Below are 25,079 nucleotides of genomic sequence, written 5' to 3' on the forward strand. Positions count from 1 at the left end.
CAGGGAGAGCGAGATGAGCCAGTCAGGCCTGTTTTCAAGACGAGGTGCGCTCATGACCGCGCTTGCATTGCCACTGAGTGCTGGATTGGGCGCCGGATCGAGCCGGCCCGCCACCGCGTCGAACGCGCGGCAAGCGGGCGGCGCCAAGGTCCTGGTGGCGTACTACACCCGCACCGGCAACACGCGTGTCATCGCGCGACAGATCAGCCGGGCTCTCGGAACGGACATTTTCGAGATCCGCACCGTCGATCCCTATCCGGAAGACTATGAGGAGCAGGTCGCGGTGGCGGAACAGCAGCGGGTGTCCGGTTTCGAACCGCCGCTCGCAGCCACGGTGCCGGATATCGGATCCTACGAGACGGTGTTCCTGGGATTTCCGATCTGGGGCATGACCGCGCCCGCGGTGATCCGCTCCTTCCTGGCGAAACACGATCTGTCGGGCAAGACACTGGTGCCGTTCATCACCCATGGCGGCTACGGAATCGGGCAGAGCCTGAAGGTCCTCGCCGACCATGCGCCAGGGGCGCGACTCATCGAAGGCTTTTCCAAACAGTGCGACCAGGAGCGCGAGACGCTGGAACAGGTCACACGCTGGCTCGGCAAGGTCGAAGTGCCCGGCTGAGCCACCACATCAAGGGCGTGCTCTATGGCATCGCGGCCGCGTTGCCGCGCAAAAGAGCGGCCACATCATCAGCGTGATCCTGTTCGGCCGACGGCGCAGGAGTATCGAGGGCACAAGGATCGTGCCCGGATCGGATGGCAGTGTCTCAGCTTGGACTCTGGCTTTCCGCGAACTCGCGTCTCGCGGCGGTGAAAACCTCGCGGGCGGCGTCCGCATTCATGACGGCGATTGCAAGACCGATGACAATGTCCGGCCAAGCCGAGTTCCACACAAATGCCGTGACCAGGCCGGCGGCGATGATTGCGACATTCGCCAGGACATCGTTGCGCGCCGACAGGAATGCTGCGTGGGTGAGGCTGCCGCTGTGATGCCGATAGCGAGCGAGCATGAGCGCGCATGACAGGTTGACGAGGATCGCGCCAGCGGCGGTCAGCGTCAGTGGAACGGGCGCTGGCGGAATTGGAACGTTGAACTTCTCCCAGGCCGTCCAAAGTGTTGCCAAGGCCGGGACCAGGAGTACCCCCGCCAGCGCCATTCCGAGCCGTGCTCGATTGCGGATGGTCCAGCCCAGCGCGACCATGATCAGCAGGTTGACGGAGGCATCCTCGAGAAAATCGATGCTGTCCGCGAACAGCGATACCGAACCGATCCAGACGGCTACGGCAAACTCGATTCCGAAATAGCCAAGGTTCAGGATGGCGACCATCCGCACCGTCTTGTTCAGCGTCCCGGTCATATCTTGTTCCATCGATCAATTGCCGTTACGGCAAGGCATATAGAGCGATTCCATGCTCGGCGGGCCTGAAGGCCAGGACCGCGCCGCCGATATGGGACATTACCGGTCGAGCGGCCGTCTTGACAGCGCCGCTGCTCCTGTTCCAGCTTGACGCCATGCTCGTCCTTGCGCCCGCCAACACCAAGCGACGCCGTTCCCGCACAGTGCGGAGCGGCAAGCTGATCGCGCGACGACAAAGACCGGCCTGATAGATCCGGTTCGTTCGTTTCCCAGCCCCGCCCGCGACACCCCGGCGGGGTTTTCCATGTCTGGAGCATTGTGATGACCATCGATACTTCCATCCGGCTTCGGCCGGCCGAACCCGCTGATGCCGCAGCCATCAGGGACATCGTGCGCGCCGCCTACGCCAAGTGGGTGCCGGTGATCGGCCGCGAGCCGCTGCCGATGCGCGCCGACTACGACAAGGCCGTTGCCGGGCATCCGTTCGATCTCGCCGTCGAGGAGGACCGCATTGTCGGGATGATCGAAACCATGCTGGCCGAGGATCATCTCTGGATCGAGAATGTCTGCGTCGCGCCGCTGGCGCAGGGCAGGGGGATCGGCCGGCTGCTGCTGGAACAGGCCGAGCGCAGGGCGATTGAAGCGGACCGCAGCGAGCTTCGCCTGCTGACCAATGGCGCCTTCGAGGCCAATGTATCGCTGTACAAACGGCACGGCTATGTGATCGACCGCGAAGAGCCATTCATGGGCGGTATGACGGTCTATATGAGCAAGAAACTGGCGCAATAGCCGGCAATCGGAAGGGCGGAACCCGATAATGACTGCCAGGATCAGATTGAAGCAACTTCCCAGGCTTTACGCGATTTCGCGGCTGGAGCCGGGCGACGCCATTCCCAGTTGGGCGGACGGGCCCGGCTTCGTCAGCATCACCAGGACCGACGTCGAACTTTCGATCGTCTGCCTGCAGGATCGCGTGCCGGATGCCGTCAGGCAGGACAGCGACTGGGTCGCATTCAAATTCGAAGGACCGTTTGCCTTCGGCGAAACCGGTATCGTGCTGTCGGTCATCAGGCCGTTGTCGGAAAACGGGTTGGGCATCTTCGTGGTGTCCACCTTCGATGGCGACCATCTTCTGGTGAAAGCGACGGATCAGGCCGCCGCGAGGCGACTTCTGGTCGAGGCTGGACATAAATTGCTGTAGTCCATCCTCACCAGGCCTGGTGCTGGCCACTGGCTCAACGACTGGCGCGCTGGCTCAACCACTTCGGGGGTTGCGTTTGACAGCGCCGTTTGTGCATCGTTATTTCTGGCCAGATATGACGGTCGGCACGGCCACGCGGCGCACCCCCAAGGGAGAAAACCATGTCACACAATCTGCAGTTCTATATCGATGGCGCGTGGGTCGATCCTGTCGTGCCCAACACGCTCGATGTCATCGATCCGTCGAACGAGGATGTTTTCGCGCAGATCTCGCTGGGCTCCAAGGCCGATGTCGACAAGGCGGTGGCCGCCGCCAAGCGCGCTTTCAACATTTTCGGTTTCACGTCGGTCGAAGAGCGGCTCGATATCCTGAACCGTGTCATAGAGGTCTACAAGAAGCGCAGCGCCGATCTGGCGCTGGCCGTGTCGCGCGAGATGGGCGCGCCGCGCCAGTTCGCGCTCGACAGCCAGGTCGGTGTCGGGCTGGCGCATCTGCAGAAGATGGCCGAAGTGCTGAAGTCGTTCCAGTTCCGCCACGTCAAGGGCTCGTCGCTGATCGTCAAGGAACCGATCGGCGTCGTCGGCCTGATCACGCCGTGGAACTGGCCGCTGAACCAGATCACCTGCAAGGTCGGTCCGGCACTCGCCGCCGGCTGCACCATGGTGCTGAAGCCTTCCGAAATCGCGCCGCTCGACGCCATCATCTTCGCCGAGATCATCGACGAGGCCGGCGTGCCGAAGGGCGTCTTCAACCTCGTCAACGGTGACGGTCCGGGCGTCGGCCAGGCGCTGTCCAGCCACCCCGACATCGACATGATGTCGTTCACCGGCTCGACGCGGGCCGGCATCCTGGTGGCCAAGGCCGCCGCCGACACGGTCAAGCGCGTGCATCAGGAGCTTGGCGGCAAGTCGGCCAACATCCTGTTCCCGGATGTCGACCTCGCCACCGCCGTCACCAAGGGCGTCGCCGGCTGCTTCGGCAACAGCGGCCAGTCCTGCAACGCGCCGACGCGCATGTTCGTGCCGCGCGACCGCCACGACGAGGCGGCTGGCTATGCCAAGGCAGCGGCGGAAAAGTTCACCGTCGGCCCCGCTGACGGCGCCAACACCAAGCTTGGCCCTGTCGTCAGCCAGGTCCAGTTCGACAAGATCCAGGACCTGATCCAGAGCGGCATCGACGAAGGCGCCACGCTGGTGGCGGGCGGTCCCGGCCGGCCGGCAGAACTCAACCGCGGCTATTACATCCGGCCGACGGTGTTCGCCGACGTCACGCACGACATGCGCATCGCGCGCGAGGAAATCTTCGGGCCGGTGCTGGCGATCATGCCCTATGACACCGTCGAACAGGCGGTCAAGCAAGCCAACGACACCGTCTATGGCCTGGCCTCCTACATCCAGGCCAAGGACATCAAGAAGGCGCGCGACGTGGCGGCGCGCATGCGCTCCGGCAATGTCTACATCAATTACCCGACCTGGGACGCCGGCCTGCCGTTCGGCGGCTACAAGCAGTCGGGCAATGGCCGCGAATATGCCGAATACGGGCTCGAGGATTTCCTCGAGATCAAGGGCATCGCGGGTTATGAGGCGGCGGAGTAGGCAGCGCGCGCCGTCCGTTCGACACGGCACTCGGCCTGTTGGAGCCGGACCATTGCGAAGGTGGGCGCCGCCCCTCATCGCCATGCCGGGCACTTCTCCCCGTATAGTGACGGGGAGAAGGGGCTGGCGCAATGCTGGCGCCCTACTTGCAACGCTGGTGATTGGCGAAACCAGCGATGATAGCGCCCCTCTCCCCGTCACTATACGGGGAGAGGATGCCGGCAGGCAGGTGAGGGGCGGCACTAGGCTCGGCGATTGGCAGTCTCCCTTACAAGTTCGGAACGTTCATTGATCAGAAAGGCGTTGCCCTGCGACCTCATCCTTGCCATTTGGCAAATACATGCTATATCTCTGCCAATAGCGAGGGAGCAAAATGCAGCTTCAGCCCATTGTCACGACACCGTCCACGGTTGGCAGCGTCATCACCGACGACGAGGCGGGCGCGCTGGCGCGCACCACGGTCAACCTGTTCAAGGCCTGGAATCTCACCGATGGCGAGGCCTGCATCCTGCTCGGCGGCATGTCGGCGCGCACTTGGGCACGTTGGAAGACTGGGGCCCGCTGGAAGGAAGGCGGCATCGGCAGGATCGACCGCGACCTGCGCACCCGCATGGCGCATCTGATGGGCATCCACAAGGGCCTGCGCTACCTGTTCAAGGAGCCGGCGCGCGGCTACGCCTGGATCCGCAAGCCCAATGCCACGTTCGGCGGCCAGTCGGCCCTCGACCTGATGTTGCGCGGAGAAATCGCCGATCTCGCCGCGATGCGCGAATGGCTCGATGCGGAGCGTGGTGCATGGTGAGTGGGCTTGCGGTCCGGCGCCGCGTCGACTGGCACCAGACCTTCCGCATCATCCGCTCCATCCATCCCCCGATCGACCTCTTCGAGGACATTGCCGACCCGCGCGACTGGGAGGCGCTGGCCGCCGTCGAGGAGAAGACGAACCCGCGCATCCGGCTCGAACTCGGCGACCTCGGCAAGGTGCCGGCCGCAAGGCGGGTTTCCGGCCCCGGTGCCAGCTTCGTGATGGCGCCCTTCGTGCATTGTTCGACGCTGCGGCCTGGCCGGTTCTCGGATGGCAGCTACGGGATCTATTATGCCGGCGACAGCGAGGAGGTGGCGCTGGCCGAAACCATCCACCACCATCAGAAATTCATGCGCGCCACCAACGAGGATGCGGGCTGGACGGCGGATTTCCGCGTGCTGATCGGCAGCGTCGACCGCGACCTCGACGATGTGAACGCGGTGCCCGGCGTGCTCGACCCGGACGACTACACGGCGTCGCAGGCGGAAGGGCGGGCCCTGCGGGCCGCCGGCAGCGACGGGCTGGTGTGGACCAGCGTGCGCAGGCGGGGCGGGGGCTGCATCGGTATCTTCTGGCCGGACGCGATCACCGTTCCGGTCCAGGGCCGGCATTACAGCTACCACTGGGACGGCGCCCGCGTGGATTTCGTGCGCCAGCACGATACGGGAAAGGTGCTGGCGGTCGTGTAATGGCAGGCCAGAGCGCCGCCTCCAGATCGCTTTACAGATCGCGACAAAGTCGATATCCACAGATCCATAAATCCAAGGATTCGGATATATGGATAAAAAAGGCACGTTGAAGGCGCTGGCCGCGCTTGGCCAGGAGACACGGCTGGATGTCTTCCGGCTGCTGGTGCGCGCCGGGCCGGAAGGCATTGCGGCGGGCGAGATCGCCACGAGGCTGGATACGGTCCAGAACACCATGTCGGCGCATCTGAAGGTGCTGGCCCATGCCGGGCTGATCCGCCCCGAACGCGACGGCCGGACCGTGCGCTACGTCGCCGACATGACCGGCTTCCGCGACCTTTTGGCCTACTTGATGGAAGACTGCTGCAACGGCGCGCCGGAGCTCTGCCGTCCCGTCATCAATGCCGTGGCATGCGGCTGTTAATCTTGTGTGGGAGCAATCGCCGATGAGCAATCCGACATTCAGCGTCCTGTTTCTGTGCACCGGCAATTCGGCCCGGTCGATCCTTGCCGAAGCGATCCTCAACCGTGTCGGCACCGGAAAGTTCAAGGCCTATTCGGCCGGATCGCAGCCGAAAGGCGAGGTGCATCCTTACGCGCTGCAATTGCTGAAAAGCCTCAACTACGACACGTCTTTCGCCCGCTCGAAGAGCTGGGAAGAGTTCGCGGTTCCCGGCGCGCCGGAGATGAACTTCGTCTTCACGGTCTGCGACAACGCCGCCAATGAGTCCTGTCCGATCTGGCCAGGCCAGCCGATGACGGCACATTGGGGCATTCCCGATCCCGCTGCCGTGGAAGGCACGGAGGCCGAAAAGCATCTCGCCTTCGCCGAAGCCTACCGCATGCTCAACAACCGGATCTCGACCTTCGTCAGTTTGCCGGTGAACATGGTCGACAAGCTCGCCTTGCAGAAGCGGCTGGACGAGATCGGCCGCAACCTGCCGAAGGCCGGCTGAGCCAAGGAACCCAATCATGACCGATCACGCTCTGAACGCTGGCGAGGCGCCGAGCCCCGGCATCGGCTTCGTCGAGAAATACCTGACGGTGTGGGTGGCGCTGTGCATCGTCGCAGGTGTGGCGCTCGGCCATTGGCTGCCAGGGGTGTTCGGCGCCATCGCGGCGGCCGAGATCGCCAGGGTCAACATTCCCGTCGCCGTGCTGATCTGGCTGATGATCGTGCCGATGCTGTTGCGTGTCGATTTCGCCTCGCTGGCCAGCGTCGGCACCTATTGGCGCGGCATCGGCGTGACGCTGTTCATCAACTGGGCGGTGAAGCCGTTCTCGATGGCGCTGCTGGGCTGGCTCTTCATCGGCTGGCTGTTGCGGCCGTGGCTTCCGGCCGCGCAGATCGATTCCTACATCGCCGGGCTGATCATCCTGGCCGCGGCCCCTTGCACGGCAATGGTGTTCGTCTGGTCGAACCTGACGCGCGGCGAGCCGAATTTCACGCTGTCGCAAGTGGCGCTCAACGACGCGATCATGATCGTCGCCTTCGCGCCCATCGTCGGGCTGCTGCTCGGCCTGTCGGCGATCACCGTGCCATGGGGCACGCTGGTGCTGTCGGTGGCGCTCTACATCGTCCTGCCGGTGATCGTCGCGCAGCTGGTCCGCGCCCGGCTGCTGGCGGCGAAGGGGCAGGGCGGGCTCGATGCGCTGCTGGCCGCGCTGCAGCCCTTGTCACTGGTTGCCCTGCTGGCGACGCTGGTGCTGCTGTTCGGCTTCCAGGGCGAGCAGATCATCGCGCAGCCGCTGGTGATCGCGCTGCTGGCGGTGCCGATCCTGATCCAGGTCTATTTCAACTCCGGCCTCGCCTATCTGCTCAACCGCATCACAGGCGAGCGGCACTGCGTGGCCGGGCCATCGGCGCTGATCGGCGCGTCGAACTTCTTCGAACTGGCGGTGGCGGCGGCGATCGCCCTGTTCGGGCTGAATTCGGGGGCGGCGCTGGCGACCGTCGTCGGCGTCCTCATCGAGGTTCCGGTCATGCTGTCGGTGGTGTGGATCGTCAACCGCAGCAAGGGCTGGTACGAAGAGGGCGCCGCCGTCAGCAACACCATGTCGACGGAGAGGGCCGCGAAATGACCGTCATCATCTATCACAATCCGGCCTGCGGCACGTCGCGCAACACGCTGGCGATCATCCGGCAGTCCGGCGAGGAGCCGGAGGTCATCGAATATCTGAAGACGCCGCCGTCACGGCAAAGACTGCTCGACCTGATCGCGGCGATGGGCATGACACCGCGCGAGTTGCTGCGCGAGAAGGGCACGCCCTATGCCGAACTCGGCCTAGCCGATCCGAAATGGTCCGATGACGAGCTGCTCGATTTCATGCTGGCGCATCCGATCCTGATCAACCGGCCGATCGTGGTCAGCCCGCTCGGTGTCGTGCTGGCACGGCCGTCGGAAAAGGTGCTCGACATCCTGCCCAACCCGCAGATCGGCGCGTTCACCAAGGAGGATGGCGAGGTGGTCATCGCGGGCAAGCGCGCCGGCTGATCATATTTCCATATTTTTCGAAATAGGGTTGACGGCTCGAAAAACGCCGCGTAGCTTATTTCCATGAAACTCGAAAAAGCAGCCTCCCAGCTCGAAGCGCTCGGCAACCCGACGCGGCTTCAGCTTTACCGCATCCTGGTGCGCGCCGGCGAGGGCGGGCTGCCCGTGGGCAGCGTCCAGGGCAAGCTCGACATTCCGTCCTCGACGCTGTCGCATCACCTCAAGCGGCTGGTCGACACCGGCCTCGTGACGCAGGAGCGGCAAGCGACGACGCTGATCTGCCGCGCCAACTATCCCGGCATGAATGCACTGATCGGCTATCTCGCCGACGAGTGCTGCGCCGATGCCAGCTGCGCGCCCGCCGTCGGCAAGGCGCTGGCTTGATTTTTTTGCCCCAATAATTCGAAGATACCGGAAGGATCGAACCAATGGACATGATGGCAAACCTTCCCGTCGCGGTAATCGGCGCGGGCCCGGTCGGTCTCGCCGCCGCCGCGCATCTCATCCAACGCGGCATCCGCCCGCTCATCCTGGAACGCGGCGAAAGCGTTGGCGCGGCACTGCTCGAATGGGGCCATGTGCGGGTGTTCTCGCCTTGGGAATACAATATCGACGCGGCGGCGCGGGCGCTGCTCGACCGCTCCGGCTGGACGGCGCCGGCCCTGCGGGGCCTGCCGACCGGCGGCGAGATCGTGCGCGATTATCTGGCGCCGCTCGCCGCACTTCCCGCTATCGCCGACAATCTGAAGCTCGGCGCCGAGGTCACCGCGATCACCCGCCAGGGACATGACAAGGTCGCCAATGAGGGACGCAAGGACGCCCCCTTCGTCATCCGCTATCGCGATGCCGGCGGCGAGCACCGCGTTCTCGCCCGCGCCGTCATCGACGCGTCCGGAACATGGTGGCGGCCGAACCCGATCGGCGTCGACGGGTTGCCGGTTCCCGGCGAAGGCGCGGCCGCGGCGCGCATCGCCTATGGCATTCCCGACGTGGTCGGCAAGGCGAGAAAAGACTATGCGGGCAAGCGCGTCCTCGTCATCGGCGGCGGCCACTCGGCCATCAATGTCGCGCTGGCGCTGATGGAGCTGCGGGCCGCGGCACCGGGCACCGAGATCTTCTGGGCGTTGCGCCACGGCAGCGTCGAGAGATTGCTTGGCGGCGGGCTGAACGACCAGTTGCCGGAACGCGGCGCGCTTGGTCTGGCCGCCAAGCAGGCGATGGCGGATGGCCGGCTGAACATGCTGGCGCCTTTCGCCGTCAACGGCATCGCAATGCAGGGCGAGGGGCTCGCCGTCGACGCCAGCCTGGCCGGCAAGCCGTTCAGCCTTTTCGTCGACCGTATCGTCGTCACCACCGGCTTCCGGCCCGACCTGTCCTTCCTCGGCGAAATCCGCATTGCGCTCGATCCCGTTGTCGAAGCGCCACCGGCGCTGGCGCCGCTGATCGATCCGAATTTTCACTCCTGCGGCACGGTCCCGGCGCATGGCATCACGGAGCTTGCCCATCCCGAACCCGGCTTCACCATCGTCGGCTCGAAATCCTACGGCCGCGCCCCGACCTTCCTGATGGCGACCGGCTACGAGCAGGTCCGCTCCGTGGTCGCCGACATTGCCGGCGACCATGTTGCGGCCCGCGAGGTGCATCTGGTGCTGCCCGAGACCGGCGTGTGCAGCGCCGATGTCGTGGCGGGACCAGAGGACCGTGCCGGCTGCTGCGGCGGCCCTGCCCCCGCCAGTGTCGATGCCTGCTGTGTCAGGGATGCCGACGCCAAGGCAAGTGGCGCATCGGGCTGCGGCTGCGCAACCGTGCCGACCGGCACCGAGGCGAGAAAAGCCGTGGCGGCCGGCGTCGATGCCTGACCGGTCTTTCCTGCGCAAGGCGATCTGGGGGCTCGGGCTGACCCAGATCATCGGCTACGGCACGCTCTATTACAGCTTCTCGATCCTGGCGCCGGCCATGGCCAGGGAATTCAACCTCACGCAAGGCTGGGTGTTCGGCGCCCTGTCCGCCTCGCTGTTCGCCGGCAGCCTGTTCGCGCCGACGGCGGGGCGCTGGGCCGACCGCTTCGGCGCCGGGCGCATCATGACCATCGGCTCGGTCGCGGCGGCCACGGCGCTGGCGCTGTGCGCCGTGTCGCCCGGCCGGGTGACGTTCGTTCTCGCGCTGCTGGCGATGGAGCTGGCTTCCAGTTTCGTCCTCTACAGCGCCGCCTTCGTGGCGATCGTGCAGATCGGAGTCCCCCGGCCGCAACGCAGCATCACCCATTTGACGCTTATCGCGGGGTTCGCCTCGACCCTGTTCTGGCCGCTGACCTCGGCGCTGCATGCCCATCTGACATGGCGCGAGGTCTATCTGCTGTTCGCGGCGCTCAATCTCGGGCTCTGCCTGCCGATCCACGCCTGGCTGATGCGCCTGTCGCGCCGCCACGCGACGGCCGCGCCGCAAGGCGAGGGACGAGCCCTGGCGCATGAAGCGGGCGCGCCGCTCGATGCGCGGGGCGGACGGGTGGCGTTTCTCCTCATGCTGGCGGGTTTCGCCACCGAGGGTTTCGTGCTGTCGGCGATCCTCATCCACATGGTGCCGCTGACGGCGGCACTTGGGCTGGGCACCGCCGGCCTCTTCGTTTCGACCCTGTTCGGGCCGGCGCAGGTCGCCAGCCGGCTGGTCAACATGCTGTTTGGCGGGCGCCTTCAGCAAACGCATCTCGCCGTCATCGCCGCATCGCTGCTCACAGCCGGGCTGTGCGCGCTGCTGCTGACCACGCCATGGCTGCCCGGCGCTTTCCTGTTCGTGTTCCTGTTCGGCCTCGGCTCCGGCCTCACCAGCATCGTCGGCGGCACCTTGCCGCTGGAGCTCTTCGGCCGCGAAGGCTATGGCGCGCGGCTGGGCTGGGCGAGTGCGGCCCGCCAGTTCACATCGTCCTTCGCGCCGTTCGCGCTCGCCTTCATGATGGCGCGGACATCCGTCGCCAATTCGCTGTGGGTGCTGGCGGTCGTCGCCGCGACCGGCGTGATCGCCTTCCTCGCCATCGCGCTTTTGAGACGGCGCACCGGCCGGGTCGCGTTCGCGATTGGCGGCAGTCCGGAAGAGGCGGCCTGAAGCGCGTCGGGGTGCGGTATCCTCAATGCCTGAGTATCTTGCCTAGAAAAGCCCGGCTGCGGTGGGTCCTGGGGTGCGAGAAGAACTCGTCCGGGGTGCCGCTTTCGACGATGGCGCCGGCGGTTCCGGCCCGACCTGTCCTTTCCCAGCAAAATCCGCATCGCGTTCGACCCCGCCGTCGAAGTGCCGCCGGCGCCGACGCCGGTGAGCGCATGGCATCACGGCGCTTGCCCGTCCCGAGGAAGCGTTCGCACACGCCCGTCCGCGGATACGGGCCTCCGCGCCCGAGGCATTGATTCCGGCACCGTGCCATTGGGGACAGCCGTTTTCTCCGATCGCCGGCAAGAATGGAATGGTTTTCCTGCCATATCGTCTCTACCCGATCTATATATCGGTTGAGATCGATGCAGGTGAAGATGGACCACGACATCATATTGAAGGCGCTGGCGCATCCGTTTCGGCGGGACGTGCTGGCGTGGTTGAAGGAGCCCGAACAGCACTTCGCCGCGCAGGCGCATCCACTCGAAATGGGCGTCTGCGCCAGCCAGTTCGACAATCGCGGCCTGGCGCAGTCCAGCGTTTCGGCACATCTGGCGACGCTGGCGTCGGCCGACCTCGTCACCACACGGCGGGTCGGCCAATGGGTGTTCTACAAGCGCAACGAAGAAACCATCGCCGCCTTCCAGGCCGCTCTGTCCGATCTCTGACGATCCTCCCCCATCCCCCCGTGAAAGGCTTTTTCTCATGACTACACTCTTTGATCCGCTGCAGGTTGGCGACCTGGCGCTGGCGAACCGCATCGTCATGGCGCCGCTGACGCGCAATCGCTCACCCAATGCGGTACCCGGCGACCTCTCGGTCACCTATTATGGTCAGCGCGCCACGGCCGGGCTGATCGTGACGGAGGCCACCGCCATCAGCCATCAGGGCCAGGGTTATGCCGACGTGCCCGGCCTCTATGGGGCCGACCAGCTTGCCGGCTGGAAGCGCGTCACGGACGCGGTCCATAGAGCCGGCGGCAAGATCGTGGTCCAGCTCTGGCATGTCGGACGCATCTCGCACGATACGCTGCAGCCCGGCGGCGGCAAGCCGGTGGCGCCGTCGGCGATCAGGGCAAAGTCCAAGACTTTCCTGGTCAAGCCGGATGGCAGCGGCGAGTTCGTCGAGACCTCCGAGCCGCGCGCGCTCGATGCGGCCGAAATTCCCGGCATCGTCGACGATTTTCGCCGCGCCGCCAAGGCGGCGATCGAGGTAGCGGGTTTCGACGGCGTCGAGATCCATGGCGCCAATGGCTATCTCGTCGACCAGTTCCTGCGCTCGGGCACCAACCATCGCACCGATGATTATGGCGGGTCGATCGAGAACCGGACGCGCTTCCTGTTCGAGGTGGTCGACGCGGTCGCGGATGCTGTCGGCGCCGGCAGGACGGGGATCAGGCTGTCGCCGGTGACGCCCGCCAACGACACTTCGGATGCCGATCCGCAGCCGCTGTTCAACCACGTGGTGGAGGGCCTGGGCCGTCGCGGCCTCGCCTATATCCATATCGTCGAAGGGGCGACCGGCGGCGCGCGCGACTTCAGCCAGGGCGACAAGCCGTTCGACTACGCGGAACTGAAGGCCACCTATCACAAGGCGGGCGGACGAGGCGCCTGGCTGGTGAACAATGGCTATGACAAGGAACTGGCCGAAAAGGCCGTTGCCGACGGCAAGGCGGACCTTGTCGCGTTCGGCAAGCTGTTCATCGCCAATCCCGACCTCGTCAGCCGGCTGAAGCGGAACGCCGAACTCAACGCCCCCGACAAGGCGACCTTCTATGGCGGCGACGCCAGGGGCTATACGGACTATCCGACGGCAGCCTGAGCTATCCAACCGGACGGTTTGCCCTTTCGCCCGCAGCGGAGGGGCAGCCGGTCGGCCTGTCGCGACGACCCATGACATTCGGCCCGGACGGCGTACGGATCCGTTGCAAGGCAACACCATTCTTCGATTGGCACGACGGTCGGACTGATTGACGGGGAGCGCCGAGAAGGCGCTCCCTGTCGCCGCCCTCAATGCCTGAGGATCTTGCTCAGGAAGGCCCGGCTGCGATCTGTCTTCGGGTGCGAGAAGAACTCGTCCGGCGTGCCGCTTTCGACGATGGCGCCGGCGTCCATGAACACCACGCGCTGGGCGACCTTGCGGGCAAAGCCCATCTCATGCGTCACCACCATCATGGTCATGCCTTCCTCGGCGACCGCCACCATGACATCGAGCACTTCGGAAATCATCTCGGGGTCGAGCGCCGAGGTCGGTTCGTCGAACAGCATGATCTTGGGCCGCATGCCGAGGCAGCGCGCGATCGCCACGCGCTGCTGCTGGCCGCCGGAAAGCTGCGCCGGGTAGGCGTCGACCTTGTCGGCGAGACCGACCTTGGCCAGCAATTCGCGCCCGGCCTTTTCGGCCTCGGGGCGCGGGATCTTGCGGACATGGATCGGGGCGAGCGTGACGTTCTCGAGCGCGGTCTTGTGCGGGTAGAGATTGAACGACTGGAAGACGAAGCCGATCTCGGTGCGCAACTGCGTCATGTTGGTGGCGGGGTCGCCCAGGCGCTGGCCGTCGACAATGAGATCGCCGTCCTTGATCGTCTCCAGGCCGTTGATGCAGCGGATCAGCGTGCTCTTGCCCGAGCCGCTCGGGCCGCAGACGACGACAACTTCGCGCGGCTCGACGCTGAGCGTGATGTCCTTCAGCACGTTGAGCGCGCCGAACCATTTGTTGACGCCGCGAAAGTCGATCATGCCGGTTCTCGTCATGCTTTCTGGCCTTTTGGGATTCGATGTCACAATTGCACCTCGCCATGGGCCGCGCCCATGCGGCGTTCGAGCCGGCGGGCCAGCATGATCAGGGGATAGCAGACGATGAAATAGCCGACGCCGACGAGGAAGAACACCAGCAGGCCGTTCGGCACACGCTGCACCACCAGCCAGCCGACGCGGGTGAGGTCGGTGAGCCCGATCGCCGAGACGACCGAGGAATCCTTGATCAGCAGCACATATTGCCCGACCAGCGGCGGCAGCACGATGCGCATCGCCTGCGGCAGCACCACCTGGCGCATGCGCTGCCAGCGCGACAGGCCCGACGCCAGTGCCGCCTCGACCTGGCCGGTCGGCACGGAGCGGATGCCGGCGGCGACGATCTCGCAGATGAAGCAGGCGGCCAGATTGGTCAGCGCGATGATGCCGGCGGTAAAGGCGTCGAGCTCGATGCCGAACTCCGGCAGGATGAAGAAGATCAGGAAGATCTGCACCAGGAACGGCGTGCCGCGGATCAGGTCGACCCAGGCGCCGATCACCGAGCTGATCAGCCGGTTGCCGCCGGTCCGCAAGATGCCGAGGCCGAAGCCGAGCAGGGTGCCGAGCACCAGGCTGATCAGCGACAGCACCACCGTCATGCCGAGGCCGCGCAAGGCGAGGGGATAGGAGCCGGCGAGGCTGAGGAACTGTTGCCAGATCATGTGCGCGCCCCCGCCCTGCCGAGCCAGCGGCTGGACAGAACTGCCAGTCCCTTCAGGCAGTAATAGAGCAAGAGGTAGAAAGCGGCGATGGTGAGAAACCCTTCCGCCGGCATGAAGCGGTCGGAGGCGAGCAACTGGCCGGCGCGCGTCAGCTCTGCGACCGAGATCAGCGACAGCAGCGCCGAATCCTTGACCAGCACGATCGCCTGGCCGAGCAGCGGCGGGATCGTCACCTTGAAGGCTTGCGGCAGGATGACGAGGCGCATGCGCTGGACGTAGGTCATGCCCGAGGCGACGCTGGCTTCGACCTGGCCGCGCGAGATCGACAGGATGCCGGCGCGAATGATTTCAGCGACATAGGCGCCGCTGTTCAGCGACAGCGCGAGGATGCCGACGACCAATTCTGGCAGGACGAAGCCGAGCCGGGGCAGGCCGAAATAGAGGAAATAGAGCTGCGCCAGCAGGGGCGTGGCGCGCACGGCGTCGACATAGGCCTTGGCAGGCGCGCGAAACAGCCAGCCGCGCTGCAGGTTCATGGCGCACAGCACGATGCCGACGGCGAGCGCGCCGACAAAGGACAGCGCCGACAGCCAGACGGTCGTGATCAGGCCCTGCCCGAACAGAGGCAGGTATTCGACGATGGTGCGGAAGCTGAAGTTCTCGAGCATCGTTGGGTGAATTCCCTGAGGCGCCCAAGGGCGACGGACGAAGCAAGTGACGAAGCGAATTCCAGGCGGCTTCGCGGCGCCGAAGGCGCGCGCGAAACCGCGTGGATCTATCGCTGCTTAGTGATCCTTCTTCCAGGCGTCGGAATTGACCCAGTAGTCGAGGTTCTTCTGCAGGCGGCCGTCGATGCTGACCTGGTTGAGGAACAGGTTCATCCAGATCAACAGGTCCGGCTCGTCATAGCGGGTGGCGAAGGCAAGCGGCTCCTTCGACAAGAGGTCCGGCATGATGGTGAAGGTGCCGGCCGGGTAGGCGGTCGACTGGCCCTTGACCGCCGAGACGTCGTTGACGCCGCAATCGGCCTGGCCGTTGTTGACGGCGTCGAGCAGCAGCGGACCGCCGCCTTTGTAGCTCTTGATGTCGGCATCGGGGAAGGCCGTCTTGGCTTCCTTCTCGCCGGTGGCGCCCAACAGCACGGCGATCTTGGTGCCCTTGGCCTTGCAGTCCTCGGTGGTCTTGAACTTGCTGTCGGCCTTGGTGAAGACGGTGCTGCCCGTATACATGTAAGGCGTGGTGAAGGCGACCTTCATGCCGCGCGCCAGCGTCGGCGTCATGTCGGCGACCAGCAGGTCGGCCTTGCCCGAAAGCAGCGCCGGGATCAGGCCGTCCCAGTCGAAGTCAAGGAAGGTGATCTTGACGCCCATTTCCTTGGCCATCAGTTCGGCGAGTTCAACCGAACTGCCGGTGCGTTCGCCATTGGCGCCGACCAGCGAGAAGGGGGGACCTTGAGTCTGTACGGCGACGCGCAGTTCGCCGCGCTTGGTGATGTCGTCGAGCGCTCCGGCACTGGCTGCAGTGGTGAGCCCCGCGAGCGCAAGTCCGGCGATGAAAAGTCTGGCAATCTTCATGTGGCATTCCTCCCGTTGTGGTTGTTGTTTGCCCGCGGATTCCCTTGGGCTCCTTTTTTGAACGGCGGGCGCCATTGCCGGCGGCGGCCACCGTTCGAAAATCCTCAGTCCCAGGCCACCGTCTCGGCAACCTTGATGCCCCGCTTGGCCAGCTCGTCGAAGAAGGGTCCGTCGGGCACATGCAGCAGCGGATTGAGCAAGCCTGGTGCGGTGATCTCGCGCCGCGCCAGCATCTGCGCCACGATGCTGGCGGGATAGCCGACGCCGAGGCTCATGCCGAACAGGCCCGAAGCCAGGTCGCGCTCGATGATCAGGTCCGATGTCACCGTCTTGGCGCGGCCGCCTTCGAGGCCGGAGAAGACGTTGCGCATCACGCACAGGTCCTTCTCGCCGGGGCCGTACTGCAATTGCGGCCCGAGCAGCCGGCCGAGGAATTCGCGCGGGCTGACAGTGGTGCCGGCAATCTTGTCATCGGAGAGGAAGCCGAGCTCCTTCAGTGGCGCCCAGAACGCCGACCATCCGGGCCAGCGCAGCGTGTAGCGGCCCGAACGGCGCAGCCCCTTGGCGGCGGAGAGCATCTCGACATAGTGCAGCGCATCGCCATTGGGGAAGGCTTCCAGCCGGCCGAGGCCGGCGACCTCGATCTCGTGGATGAAATGACTGTCGTGCTGGCGGGCGGCCGGCACCTCGACGCGTTTCCCGTCCTCGATCATCACGCTGTCGCGGTTCTGGCTGACCAGGACCATGTCGAAGTTCCAGCTCACCTTGTAGCACAGCGGCTTGGCCATCGCCTTCGGCTCGGGGATGCCGCCGCAATAGGAATCGATTGATGTGATGGAGTCGAACTGCTTCGCGGCGCGCGCGTAGAGCACAAGGTCGATGCCGGGGTCGAGCCCGCATTCGGTCATGATCGGGACACCGGCCTGTTCGGCGGCCGGCGCCAGATCGGCGATGGCCTTGCCGTAATTGGTGGTGACCAGCGGCGTGCGCGTCGCGATCGCGGCCTGGACCGCCTCGCGCATCAGCGGCTGCGGCAACAGGTCGATGACGGCGTCGACATCCGCCAGCACGCCGGCCACAGCCGGGCCGATGGCGCCCTCGGGCACGACGAAGCGCACGCGGGCAAGGTCGGTCAGGCCGCCAAGCCGGGCCGCACCATCAGGTGCCGTGTCGACGCAAACCACTTCATCGACGCCGCTGGCGACCAGATCGGCGATCGCCGCCCGGCCTTGCAGGCCGAGGCCTCCGAGAACCGCGATCTTCATGCCGGCTCCTTGCGGTCGTCCGACCAGCAGCCTTCCGGCAGGCTGACCCATTTGTTGCAGGACGCCATGACGACGAAGGTCTCGCTGCGCACGACTTCGCCCGGCTCGCCGGCGCCCGGGATCAGCTCGCTGGTGACGCGGTAGAGGTCGGCGACGTCACCGGCCACGGTCACGTCGACGATGATGTCGAAGCGCCCGGTGACCACCGAAGCCGAGTTGACGAAGGGCAGTTCGGAAATGCGCTGCGCCAGCTCGCGGGCCCGGCCGCGCCCCTGGGCATTGATGCCGACAATGGCCGAGATCAGCTCGGGGCGCTCGGTCAGGTTCAGCAGCCCGACGATCTTGAGCAGGTTGCGGTCGAGCAAATTGCGCAGCCGCGAGCGCACCGTCGGCACCGAAATCGCCAATAGCTCGGCAATGCGGTTGATGCCCGGCTGCGCGTCCTGCGACAGCTGTTTGACCAGCCGCCGGTCAGTCAGATCGAGATGTTCCCGCAAAGGTCAGTCTTTCATAAAAAGAAAAAAGATCGGCAATTTCTTTGCCTATATGCAAACAAGCTACGTCACAGATTTTTGAAAAGCAAGGCAATGATTCCACGCTGATGGGGACATGTCGGCGTCGCCCGCGCGCGGTTGCGGGCGCTGGCTCGGCTTCAGGCCAGCGCTGCCACCAGCAGTTTTGCCTGCGGCGTCAGCTCGTCGAAGCGGCGGGCACAGAGGTTGAGCTGGCGCGTCGCCCAGTCGTCGGTCAGCCGCAGGCTGCGCAGCGTGCGGGCTGAGCGGCGCGCGGCACTTTCCGGCACGATGGCGATGCCGGCGCCTTGCGCGACGAGCCGGCAGACATTGTCCAGGCCAGGCACGCGGATGCGGACATGCAGATGGCCGCCAAGGCGCGCGGCCTGGCGCGTGATGTGCTCCTGCAGCGCATGCCCGGCGCCCAGACCGACGAAGGACTCGCCGAGGACGTCCGCGAGGCCGGCGGCACGCAGGCCGGGCAGCCCCGGCCAGTTGCGCGCGGCGATCACCACCAGTCGATCAACGAAGAACGGTTTCTGCTCGAGATGCGCAAGGCCGGCCCAGCTCGCGGCGATGCCGAGGTCGGCGGCGCCGCTGGCCACCGCTTCGGCGATCTCGTGGCTGGGACGCTCGTCGAGGTCGATGTCGATGCGGGGATGCGCGACGAGGAAGGCCGGCAGGGTGTCGCGCAGCAGTTCGGCCGTGGCGGCGGTGTTGGCGGCGAGCCGCACGCGGGCGCGCAGGCCTTCGGCATAGGCGCCGAGGTCGCCGGCCATCGCCTCGATCTGGTTCTGCACCGCCCTGGCATGGTGCAGCAGCGCCTGTCCGGCCGCCGTCGGCACCACGCCACGCCGCCGCCGCTCCAGCAGCGGCACGCCCAAGCGCTCCTCCATGCCCTTGATGCGGGCGCTGGCCGAAGCCAGCGCGAGCCCGGCAAGTTCGGCGCCATGGGTGATGCTGCCGCGCTCGGCCACCAGCAGGAACAGCCGGAGATCGACCAGATCGAAGCGCATCTTTTTTTGCTCCTGCTGCCTCTGTCAGCCTTCGTCCAGACCGAAGGCTGACACCGCGACTTCCACATTGTGGCCGGCCGGCATCTTCGTCAAACCATTTGCGATGGAGGTGTGCGATGAGCGAACGAACATCTGGCCGGTCCGGCATTCTTGAAAGCATGGCGATCGTGCTGGCCCTCGCCGTGGCCTGCCTTGCGGCGGCGCGGGCGGAGCCCGGCCCGAGGGGATGCGCGACGGCGGCTGCTCCCGTCAGCCGCGATGCCACGCCGGCAAACCCCAGCCCAGATCCTGAAGCCCCGGACATGTTGCTGCATGACTGATCCTGTCCCGAAGATGCGATCATGCTGAGCGCCGGCGTCATCGCCTGGGTCGGCCTCGTCTTCCTCGCCGCCGGCTTCGTCAAGGGCGTCGTCGGCATGGGACTGCCGACCGTGGCGATGGGGCTGCTGGCGGTGACGATGCCGCCGGTCGAGGCCGCCGCCCTGCTGCTGATCCCGTCGGCGGTCACCAATCTGTGGCAATTGCTGACCGGTCCATCCTTCGGCGGCCTGTGCAAGCGGCTGTGGACGATGATGGCCGGCGTCGTGCTCGGCACCGTCGCCGGCGCGGGCCTGCTCACCGGCACGCATACGGGCGTGGCCTCGGCGGGGCTCGGCGTGGCGCTGGTGCTTTATGCCTTCGTCGGACTGGCCAGGCCCGGCTTCACCACACCGGCGCGCCATGAGGCCTGGCTGTCGCCGCTGGTCGGCGTGGCGACAGGGCTGGTCACCGGCGCCACCGGCGTCTTCGTCATCCCGGCCGTGCCCTATCTGCAATCGCTGCGGCTGGACAGGGAAGACCTGGTCCAGGCGCTCGGCCTGTCCTTCACCGTGTCGACGGCGGCCCTTGCCATCGGGCTGTTGAGGGAAGGCGCGCTGGCGTCGCCGACGGCGCAGTTGGCGGGGTCGATCGCGGCATTGGTGCCGGCGCTGGCCGGCATGTTCATCGGCCAGGCGCTGCGCCAGCGGATGAGCATCGAGACCTTCCGCATGGTGTTCCTCGCCGGGCTGCTGGTGCTGGGCCTCTATCTTTCGCTGGAGACGCTGCGCTAAAGCTGGAAACAGCAACGAAAGGCATCGCATGAGCAGCGCGTTTCCGCAGATCCACCTTGTCCGGCATGGCGAGACGGCGTGGAGCCTTTCGGGGCAGCACACCGGCCGTACCGACATACCGCTGACGACCGCCGGCGAGGCGGCGGCGCGGGGCGTCGCGGATCGCCTGAAAGGCCTGTCGTTCTCCGCCGTGTGGTCGAGCCCGTCGCAGCGCGCTTACACCACCAGCGTGCTCGCCGGCTTCGGCGCTGAAAGCGTCAGGAAGGACGATCTGCAGGAATGGGACTACGGCGCCTATGAGGGGCTGACGACCAGGCAGATCCTGGCCGAGCGGCCGGGCTGGACCGTGTTCCGCGATGGCTGTCCGCAAGGCGAGATGGCGGCCGATGTCGGTGCCCGGGCGGACAGGATCGTCGCGGAATTGCGCAAGGCCAATGCCGACATACTGGTGTTTTCCAGCGCGCATTTCCTGCGCGTGCTGGCGGCGCGCTGGATCGGCCTGCCGCCCGAAGGCGGCGCGCTGTTCGTGCTCGATACGGCCAGCATCAGCGTGCTCGGCTACGAGCATGATCTGGCGGAGCCGGTCATTCGCAAGTGGAACCAGAAGTAGGGCCAGCCCTGCCCGGGCGCTGGCCGGTTTAATTCTATTTGTCGAACTTCCTGATCGCCTCGGCGGTGACGGGCTTGAAGAAGTTGACCAGATTGCCGTCCGGGTCCCGGAACAGCAGCGAGCGGTTGCCCCAGGGCATGGTGGTCGGCTTCTGCACGGTTGCGTCCTTGAGGACGTCCGACAGCCTGGCGAATTCCGCATCGACGTCGCCGACACGGAATTCGATGATGGCGCTATGGTTGTCGGCGGGGCGGGCGATGTCGCCGCCGAACAGCATCAAGGTGCGCGTGCTGCCGATCGCCAGCGTGCAGGCCGGCGTCGCCAGTTCCGCGAAGTCCTCCGTGTACATCGTCACGGGCATGCCCGTGATCTCACCGTAGAAGCGCACCAGGCGCTGAACGTCGGACGTGATGATGCGGACGGAGACGAAATTCATCGCATTGTTCCCTGATTGCTGGAGCCACGACCGGCCCATCAGCGATCTATAAACGAGCCCTCCTGACAGCTTCCCGTCAGGATACGGGCCAGACAGGCGGCAGTTTACCCGCCCACCAGCACCAGCTCCTCCGGCGTTAAATGCCGCGTCGTGCCCTTGGCGAGGTCGCCGAGCTGCAGGCGGCCGATGGCGATGCGGATGAGGCGCTTGACCTCGATGTCGTGGGCGGCGAGCAGGCGCCGGATGTGACGGTTGCGGCCCTCGTCGAGCACGATCTCCAGCCATGCGGTGCGGCCGCCGCTGCGCAAAAGCTCGATCGAGTTTGCCGTCAGGGTCTCGCCATCGACGGTCACGCCGGCGCGCATTGCCGCCAGCATCGCTTCGTCGGGCACGGTGCCGATCTGCACGTGATAGGTCTTGGGCAGATGCGAGGCCGGGTCCATCAGCCGGTTGGCGAAGCGGGTGTCGTTGGTCATCAGCAGCAGGCCTTCACTGGCCTTGTCGAGGCGGCCGACCGGCGAAACGAAGGGCAAATCGAGCCCTTCGAGGCAGGCATAGACGGTGTCGCGCTGCTGCGGGTCTTCGCGGGTGGTAACCAGCCCGCGCGGCTTGTTGAGCATCAGATAGACCTTGCGCTCGGCAACGACCTGCTCGCCGTCGACCACGATGCGGTCGCGGTTGAGGTCGACGCGCTGCGAGGCGTCGCGCACCACCTTGCCGCCGACCCTCACGCGCCCTTCCGCAATCAGCACCTCGGCCTGCGTGCGCGAGCACAGGCCAAGCTTCGACAGCGCGCGGTTGAGGCTGACGCCGGCCGACCTGACGGTGGGCGGCTTGCTGGTGGGCGGCCTGCCTCCGGGTTGTTTCTGGCGTGGTGTCATCTTGTTTCGGATCGGTCCTTTGACGCCGACAGATGCCATGGGCGGCGCGGGTATCGCAAGCGGCCGACGGCGCGATAGCGCGAACGACGGCGCAAGGGATCATCCGGCATACGATTGCCGGTCACCTCGCGGTGGTTCTTCCTTGTTCTTGATCAAGGTTTCGGCTCAGCCGCCAGGCTATCGTTGAGCCGGAGTTCCGCCGGTCAGGCTCGCCGGGCATAAATCCGGGATCTGCACGTCGATATTGTCTGTTTCCTGGCGATCTGCGGCTTTCGGCCCTGTTGTCACACTGAGACATACTCGCCACACAGATGTTGTGCATTGGTGCCGCGAAGCATGCGGATGCTGAACCGGCCATGACTTCGATCGAACCGGCCGCCAGGGGAAATTGACATGGCCGAGTTGCCGACGGATCCCTTTCCAGGCCTTTCAGAGGCCGAGGCGCAAGCCAGGCTTGTCGCCGAGGGGTACAACGAACTGCCGAGGTCCAACCAGCGCACGCCGTTGCGGATTGCCTTCGAGGTCATCCGCGAGCCGATGCTGGCGCTCCTGCTTGGCGGCGGCGTTGTCTATCTCATTCTGGGCAATCTGGAGGAAGCGCTGATCCTGCTGGCCTTTGCCACGATGTCGATCGGCATAACCATCATACAGGAGACGCGCACCGAGCGTGTCCTGGAAGCACTGCGTGATCTCACCAGCCCTCGCGCCCTGGTCATACGCGGTGGTGAACGCAAGCGCATTGCCGGCCGCGAGGTTGTTCGGGGGGATCTCGTCGTGCTCGGCGAGGGCGACCGGGTGCCGGCCGACGCCAGGCTTCTCCAGAGCCAGGACCTTCAGAGCGACGAATCCCTGCTGACCGGCGAATCCGTGCCGGTCCGAAAGATTGCTGCCGACGGCGCCCCGCCACTGAGCGAACGCCGGCCAGGCGGCGACGACCTGCCTTTCATATTCTCGGGTTCGCTGATCGTTCGCGGTTCAGGCATTGGCGAAGTCCTGGCGACGGGGCCGCGAAGTGAAATCGGCAAGATAGGGCACTCGCTGAGTTCAATGGAAACCGAACCGCCCCGATTGCAGGCGCAGATGCGGCGCGTCGTACGCATTTTCGCGATGGTCGGCGGCGCGGTCAGCATCGTCGCGGTCCTGCTTTACGGGCTTCTGCGGGGCGGATGGCTTGACGCCGTGCTCGCGGGCATCGCGCTCGGCATGTCGATGCTGCCGGAAGAGTTTCCCGTCGTGCTGACGATCTTCATGGCCATGGGCGCGTGGCGCATATCGCAGGCGCGCGTCCTGACCCGCAGGGCCGCCGCGATCGAAACGCTTGGCTCGGCGACGATCCTCTGCACCGACAAGACGGGCACGCTCACCGAGAACCGGATGACGATTGCCGAACTTCGGTCGGCGGATGGAAAGTCGTTTCGGATGGCGGACGAGCCGGGCACCGACCTGCCGGCGGAATTCGCCGATCTGGTCGAGACGGGTGTGCTTGCCAGCGCCCAGATTCCTTTCGACCCCATGGAGATCGCGTTTCACAAACTCGGCAAGGAACGGCTGTCCGAGCACAAGGTTCTGGACAAACCGGATTGGGGACTGATCCACGCATATCCGCTTCGACCCGGACTGCTGGCGATGTCGAATGTCTGGCAATCGACAGGTGGCGACGGCAATTCGCTGGTCGCGGCAAAAGGGGCGCCAGAGGCGATCGGGGCGCTGTGCCACCTGAACGCAAAGGACTTCAAGGCCTTGAAGGGCTCGGTCGAAACCATGGCGGCCGAGGGGTTGCGCGTGCTCGGCGTGGCCCGCGGGTCTCATCGCGGCACCGACTTGCCGGAGACGCAACACGATTTCAAATTCGAATTTCTCGGGCTGGTCGGCCTGACGGATCCCCTGCGCGCGAGTGTTCCCGAAGCCGTGAGCGACTGCCGTTCGGCCGGCATCAGGGTGATGATGATCACCGGCGACTACCCGGCAACCGCCAGAATGATCGCGCGCCAGGCCGGCCTCGATGCCGAAAGCGTGGTGACCGGCACCGAGATGCAAGCGCTCGGTGACGACGAGCTGGCACTGCGTGTGAAAACCGCGACCGTGTTCGCGCGCATCATGCCCGAACAGAAACTTCGCATCGTCAACGCGCTGAAGGCGAGTGGTGAGATCGTCGCCATGACGGGCGACGGGGTCAATGACGCGCCTTCGCTCAAGGCCGCCAATATCGGGATTGCCATGGGTGGCCGTGGCACCGACGTCGCGCGCGAGGCGTCGTCGATCGTCCTGCTCGACGACGATTTCGGTTCGATCGTCAAGGCAATTCGGCTTGGCCGCCGCATCTTCGACAATCTGCGCAAGGCCATGGGGTTCATCTTCGCGGTCCACGTGCCGATCGCGGGTCTCTCGCTGCTGCCATTGCTGTTTGGCCTGCCGATCCTGTTCGGGCCGATCCATATCGCCTTTCTGGAGATGGTGATCGATCCCGTGTGCTCGCTGGTCTTCGAGGCTGAGAGCGAGGAAGACGATGTCATGCGCCGTCCGCCTCGCAATCCGGACTCGCCGCTGTTCTCCGGGGCGTTGATCGGGTGGGGGCTGATCCAGGGGACGCTCGCCTTCGCGCTCCTCGCGGGCATTTACCTTGTCGCCCTGAGACAGGGCATGGCCGAGAACGAAATCCGGGCGCTGATTTTTTTCTCGCTGGTGCTGACGATCGTGGGACTGATCTTTGTCAACCGCTCCTTCAGCGCATCGCTGCTGACCGCGCTGATCAGGCCGAACCGGTCGCTCATGATCGTTGTCGTGGCCGTCGCTTCAATGCTGGGCGGGACGCTCCTGTGGCCGTTTGCCACCAGTCTGTTCCGCTTCGGACCGCTGCATCTCGACGATCTGGCGGTGACGCTTGCCGCCGGATTTGCCGTACTGGCATGCTTGGAGCTGCTGAAGCCGTTGTGGCGGGGGCAGCTGAAGGCCTGACGATGGC

The 25,079-nt window shown here is 65.6% G+C and carries 29 protein-coding genes and 1 pseudogene; 19 read left to right on the forward strand and 11 right to left on the reverse strand.

Features of this window, described 5'->3' with window-relative positions:
* The first annotated feature begins 13 nt into the window (after positions 1–13).
* Positions 14–622, forward strand: a complete 609-nt coding sequence (locus tag NR193_RS18805; RefSeq protein WP_256752274.1) for a flavodoxin — start codon at positions 14–16, stop codon at positions 620–622.
* A 145-nt stretch (positions 623–767) separates the two neighbouring features.
* Here NR193_RS18805 and NR193_RS18810 read toward each other — a convergent pair whose 3' ends face one another.
* Entirely contained in the window at positions 768–1,358 is a 591-nt protein-coding gene (locus tag NR193_RS18810; RefSeq protein ID WP_256752275.1) for a cation transporter, read from the reverse strand.
* Positions 1,359–1,679: 321 nt separating this feature from the next.
* On the opposite strand from NR193_RS18810, the gene NR193_RS18815 reads away from it, so the two are divergent.
* The 12 genes from NR193_RS18815 (at position 1,680) to arsK (ending at position 11,239) form a co-directional block, all read left to right on the forward strand.
* Positions 1,680–2,147, forward strand: coding sequence for a GNAT family N-acetyltransferase (locus tag NR193_RS18815; RefSeq protein WP_256752276.1), 468 nt, complete (start codon positions 1,680–1,682; stop codon positions 2,145–2,147).
* A gap of 28 nt (positions 2,148–2,175) precedes the next feature.
* The gene (locus NR193_RS18820; protein ID WP_256752277.1) at positions 2,176–2,559 is read left to right on the forward strand and encodes an ACT domain-containing protein; all 384 of its coding nucleotides are present in this window, start codon (positions 2,176–2,178) and stop codon (positions 2,557–2,559) included.
* Between the two features lie 161 nt (positions 2,560–2,720).
* The gene (locus NR193_RS18825) at positions 2,721–4,154 is read left to right on the forward strand and encodes an aldehyde dehydrogenase family protein (RefSeq protein ID WP_256752278.1); all 1,434 of its coding nucleotides are present in this window, start codon (positions 2,721–2,723) and stop codon (positions 4,152–4,154) included.
* A gap of 373 nt (positions 4,155–4,527) precedes the next feature.
* Positions 4,528–4,956: an MbcA/ParS/Xre antitoxin family protein gene (locus tag NR193_RS18830; protein WP_256752279.1), complete on the forward strand. Its 429-nt coding sequence runs from the start codon at positions 4,528–4,530 to the stop codon at positions 4,954–4,956.
* Positions 4,950–5,648 carry an RES family NAD+ phosphorylase gene (locus NR193_RS18835; protein ID WP_256752280.1) on the forward strand — a complete coding sequence of 233 codons (699 nt, stop codon included), beginning with the start codon at positions 4,950–4,952 and terminating at the stop codon, positions 5,646–5,648. The genes NR193_RS18830 and NR193_RS18835 overlap by 7 nt, the downstream gene beginning before the upstream one ends.
* An 88-nt stretch (positions 5,649–5,736) precedes the next feature.
* Positions 5,737–6,069 (forward strand): helix-turn-helix transcriptional regulator, encoded by a 333-nt coding sequence (locus NR193_RS18840; protein ID WP_256752281.1) that lies wholly within the window; start codon positions 5,737–5,739, stop codon positions 6,067–6,069.
* 22 nt (positions 6,070–6,091) lie between these two features.
* The gene (locus NR193_RS18845) at positions 6,092–6,601 is read left to right on the forward strand and encodes an arsenate reductase ArsC (protein ID WP_256752282.1); all 510 of its coding nucleotides are present in this window, start codon (positions 6,092–6,094) and stop codon (positions 6,599–6,601) included.
* A gap of 16 nt (positions 6,602–6,617) precedes the next feature.
* A complete protein-coding gene (arsB, locus tag NR193_RS18850; RefSeq protein WP_306280235.1) occupies positions 6,618–7,727 on the forward strand; it encodes an ACR3 family arsenite efflux transporter in 1,110 nt (369 codons plus the stop codon).
* On the forward strand, positions 7,724–8,140 hold the full coding sequence (gene arsC, locus NR193_RS18855) for an arsenate reductase (glutaredoxin) (protein ID WP_256752283.1): 417 nt from the start codon (positions 7,724–7,726) through the stop codon (positions 8,138–8,140). The genes arsB and arsC overlap by 4 nt, the downstream gene beginning before the upstream one ends.
* Before the next feature lie 63 nt (positions 8,141–8,203).
* A complete protein-coding gene (locus tag NR193_RS18860; protein WP_256752284.1) occupies positions 8,204–8,524 on the forward strand; it encodes a helix-turn-helix transcriptional regulator in 321 nt (106 codons plus the stop codon).
* 44 nt (positions 8,525–8,568) lie between these two features.
* Complete coding sequence (locus NR193_RS18865; protein WP_256752285.1) at positions 8,569–9,999, forward strand: NAD(P)-binding domain-containing protein; 1,431 nt, start codon at positions 8,569–8,571, stop codon at positions 9,997–9,999.
* Positions 9,992–11,239 carry an arsenite efflux MFS transporter ArsK gene (gene arsK, locus NR193_RS18870; protein ID WP_256752286.1) on the forward strand — a complete coding sequence of 416 codons (1,248 nt, stop codon included), beginning with the start codon at positions 9,992–9,994 and terminating at the stop codon, positions 11,237–11,239. Before NR193_RS18865 ends, arsK begins: the two co-directional genes overlap by 8 nt.
* Positions 11,240–11,261: 22 nt before the next feature.
* On the opposite strand, the pseudogene NR193_RS18875 reads toward arsK, so the two are convergent.
* Positions 11,262–11,360, reverse strand: a pseudogene (locus tag NR193_RS18875) (polar amino acid ABC transporter ATP-binding protein); the annotation flags it as partial.
* A 295-nt stretch (positions 11,361–11,655) separates the two neighbouring features.
* Between NR193_RS18875 and NR193_RS18880 the strand changes: the two are divergent.
* Both NR193_RS18880 and NR193_RS18885 read left to right on the forward strand, forming a co-directional pair.
* Entirely contained in the window at positions 11,656–11,946 is a 291-nt protein-coding gene (locus NR193_RS18880; RefSeq protein ID WP_256752287.1) for a helix-turn-helix transcriptional regulator, read from the forward strand.
* Positions 11,947–11,983: 37 nt separating this feature from the next.
* The gene (locus NR193_RS18885) at positions 11,984–13,099 is read left to right on the forward strand and encodes an alkene reductase (RefSeq protein ID WP_256752288.1); all 1,116 of its coding nucleotides are present in this window, start codon (positions 11,984–11,986) and stop codon (positions 13,097–13,099) included.
* 188 nt (positions 13,100–13,287) lie between these two features.
* On the opposite strand, the gene NR193_RS18890 is transcribed toward NR193_RS18885, so the two are convergent.
* The 7 genes from NR193_RS18890 to NR193_RS18920 form a co-directional block, all read right to left on the reverse strand.
* The gene (locus NR193_RS18890) at positions 13,288–14,031 is read right to left on the reverse strand and encodes an amino acid ABC transporter ATP-binding protein (RefSeq protein WP_306280236.1); all 744 of its coding nucleotides are present in this window, start codon (positions 14,029–14,031) and stop codon (positions 13,288–13,290) included.
* A gap of 26 nt (positions 14,032–14,057) precedes the next feature.
* Complete coding sequence (locus NR193_RS18895) at positions 14,058–14,732, reverse strand: amino acid ABC transporter permease (RefSeq protein ID WP_019859628.1); 675 nt, start codon at positions 14,730–14,732, stop codon at positions 14,058–14,060.
* Positions 14,729–15,400, reverse strand: coding sequence for an amino acid ABC transporter permease (locus NR193_RS18900; protein WP_256752290.1), 672 nt, complete (start codon positions 15,398–15,400; stop codon positions 14,729–14,731). Before NR193_RS18900 ends, NR193_RS18895 begins: the two co-directional genes overlap by 4 nt.
* 117 nt (positions 15,401–15,517) lie before the next feature.
* Positions 15,518–16,306 (reverse strand): ABC transporter substrate-binding protein, encoded by a 789-nt coding sequence (locus NR193_RS18905; protein ID WP_256752291.1) that lies wholly within the window; start codon positions 16,304–16,306, stop codon positions 15,518–15,520.
* A gap of 104 nt (positions 16,307–16,410) precedes the next feature.
* Positions 16,411–17,571 carry a saccharopine dehydrogenase family protein gene (locus tag NR193_RS18910; RefSeq protein WP_256752292.1) on the reverse strand — a complete coding sequence of 387 codons (1,161 nt, stop codon included), beginning with the start codon at positions 17,569–17,571 and terminating at the stop codon, positions 16,411–16,413.
* Complete coding sequence (locus NR193_RS18915) at positions 17,568–18,068, reverse strand: Lrp/AsnC family transcriptional regulator (RefSeq protein ID WP_256752293.1); 501 nt, start codon at positions 18,066–18,068, stop codon at positions 17,568–17,570. The genes NR193_RS18910 and NR193_RS18915 overlap by 4 nt, the downstream gene beginning before the upstream one ends.
* Positions 18,069–18,223: 155 nt before the next feature.
* A complete protein-coding gene (locus tag NR193_RS18920; RefSeq protein WP_256752294.1) occupies positions 18,224–19,099 on the reverse strand; it encodes a LysR substrate-binding domain-containing protein in 876 nt (291 codons plus the stop codon).
* Between the two features lie 116 nt (positions 19,100–19,215).
* Between NR193_RS18920 and NR193_RS18925 the strand changes: the two genes are divergently transcribed.
* Genes NR193_RS18925 through NR193_RS18935 form a run of 3 tightly spaced genes read left to right on the forward strand, consistent with a single transcriptional unit; the run spans position 19,216 to position 20,800 of the window.
* Complete coding sequence (locus NR193_RS18925) at positions 19,216–19,419, forward strand: hypothetical protein (protein ID WP_256752295.1); 204 nt, start codon at positions 19,216–19,218, stop codon at positions 19,417–19,419.
* 21 nt (positions 19,420–19,440) lie between these two features.
* The gene (locus NR193_RS18930) at positions 19,441–20,190 is read left to right on the forward strand and encodes a sulfite exporter TauE/SafE family protein (protein ID WP_256752296.1); all 750 of its coding nucleotides are present in this window, start codon (positions 19,441–19,443) and stop codon (positions 20,188–20,190) included.
* 28 nt (positions 20,191–20,218) lie between these two features.
* Positions 20,219–20,800 (forward strand): histidine phosphatase family protein, encoded by a 582-nt coding sequence (locus NR193_RS18935; RefSeq protein WP_256752297.1) that lies wholly within the window; start codon positions 20,219–20,221, stop codon positions 20,798–20,800.
* 34 nt (positions 20,801–20,834) lie between these two features.
* Here NR193_RS18935 and NR193_RS18940 read toward each other — a convergent pair whose 3' ends face one another.
* On the reverse strand, positions 20,835–21,236 hold the full coding sequence (locus NR193_RS18940; RefSeq protein WP_256752298.1) for a VOC family protein: 402 nt from the start codon (positions 21,234–21,236) through the stop codon (positions 20,835–20,837).
* A gap of 104 nt (positions 21,237–21,340) precedes the next feature.
* Complete coding sequence (locus NR193_RS18945) at positions 21,341–22,117, reverse strand: pseudouridine synthase (RefSeq protein ID WP_256752299.1); 777 nt, start codon at positions 22,115–22,117, stop codon at positions 21,341–21,343.
* Positions 22,118–22,510: 393 nt separating this feature from the next.
* Here NR193_RS18945 and NR193_RS18950 point away from each other — a divergent pair, with 393 nt between their 5' ends.
* Positions 22,511–25,072, forward strand: coding sequence for a cation-translocating P-type ATPase (locus NR193_RS18950; protein ID WP_256752300.1), 2,562 nt, complete (start codon positions 22,511–22,513; stop codon positions 25,070–25,072).
* Positions 25,073–25,079 lie beyond the last annotated feature (7 nt).

It is taken from the genome of Mesorhizobium sp. Mes31 (assembly GCF_024519675.1).
In the GTDB taxonomy this organism is placed as follows: Bacteria; Pseudomonadota; Alphaproteobacteria; order Rhizobiales; family Rhizobiaceae; genus Mesorhizobium.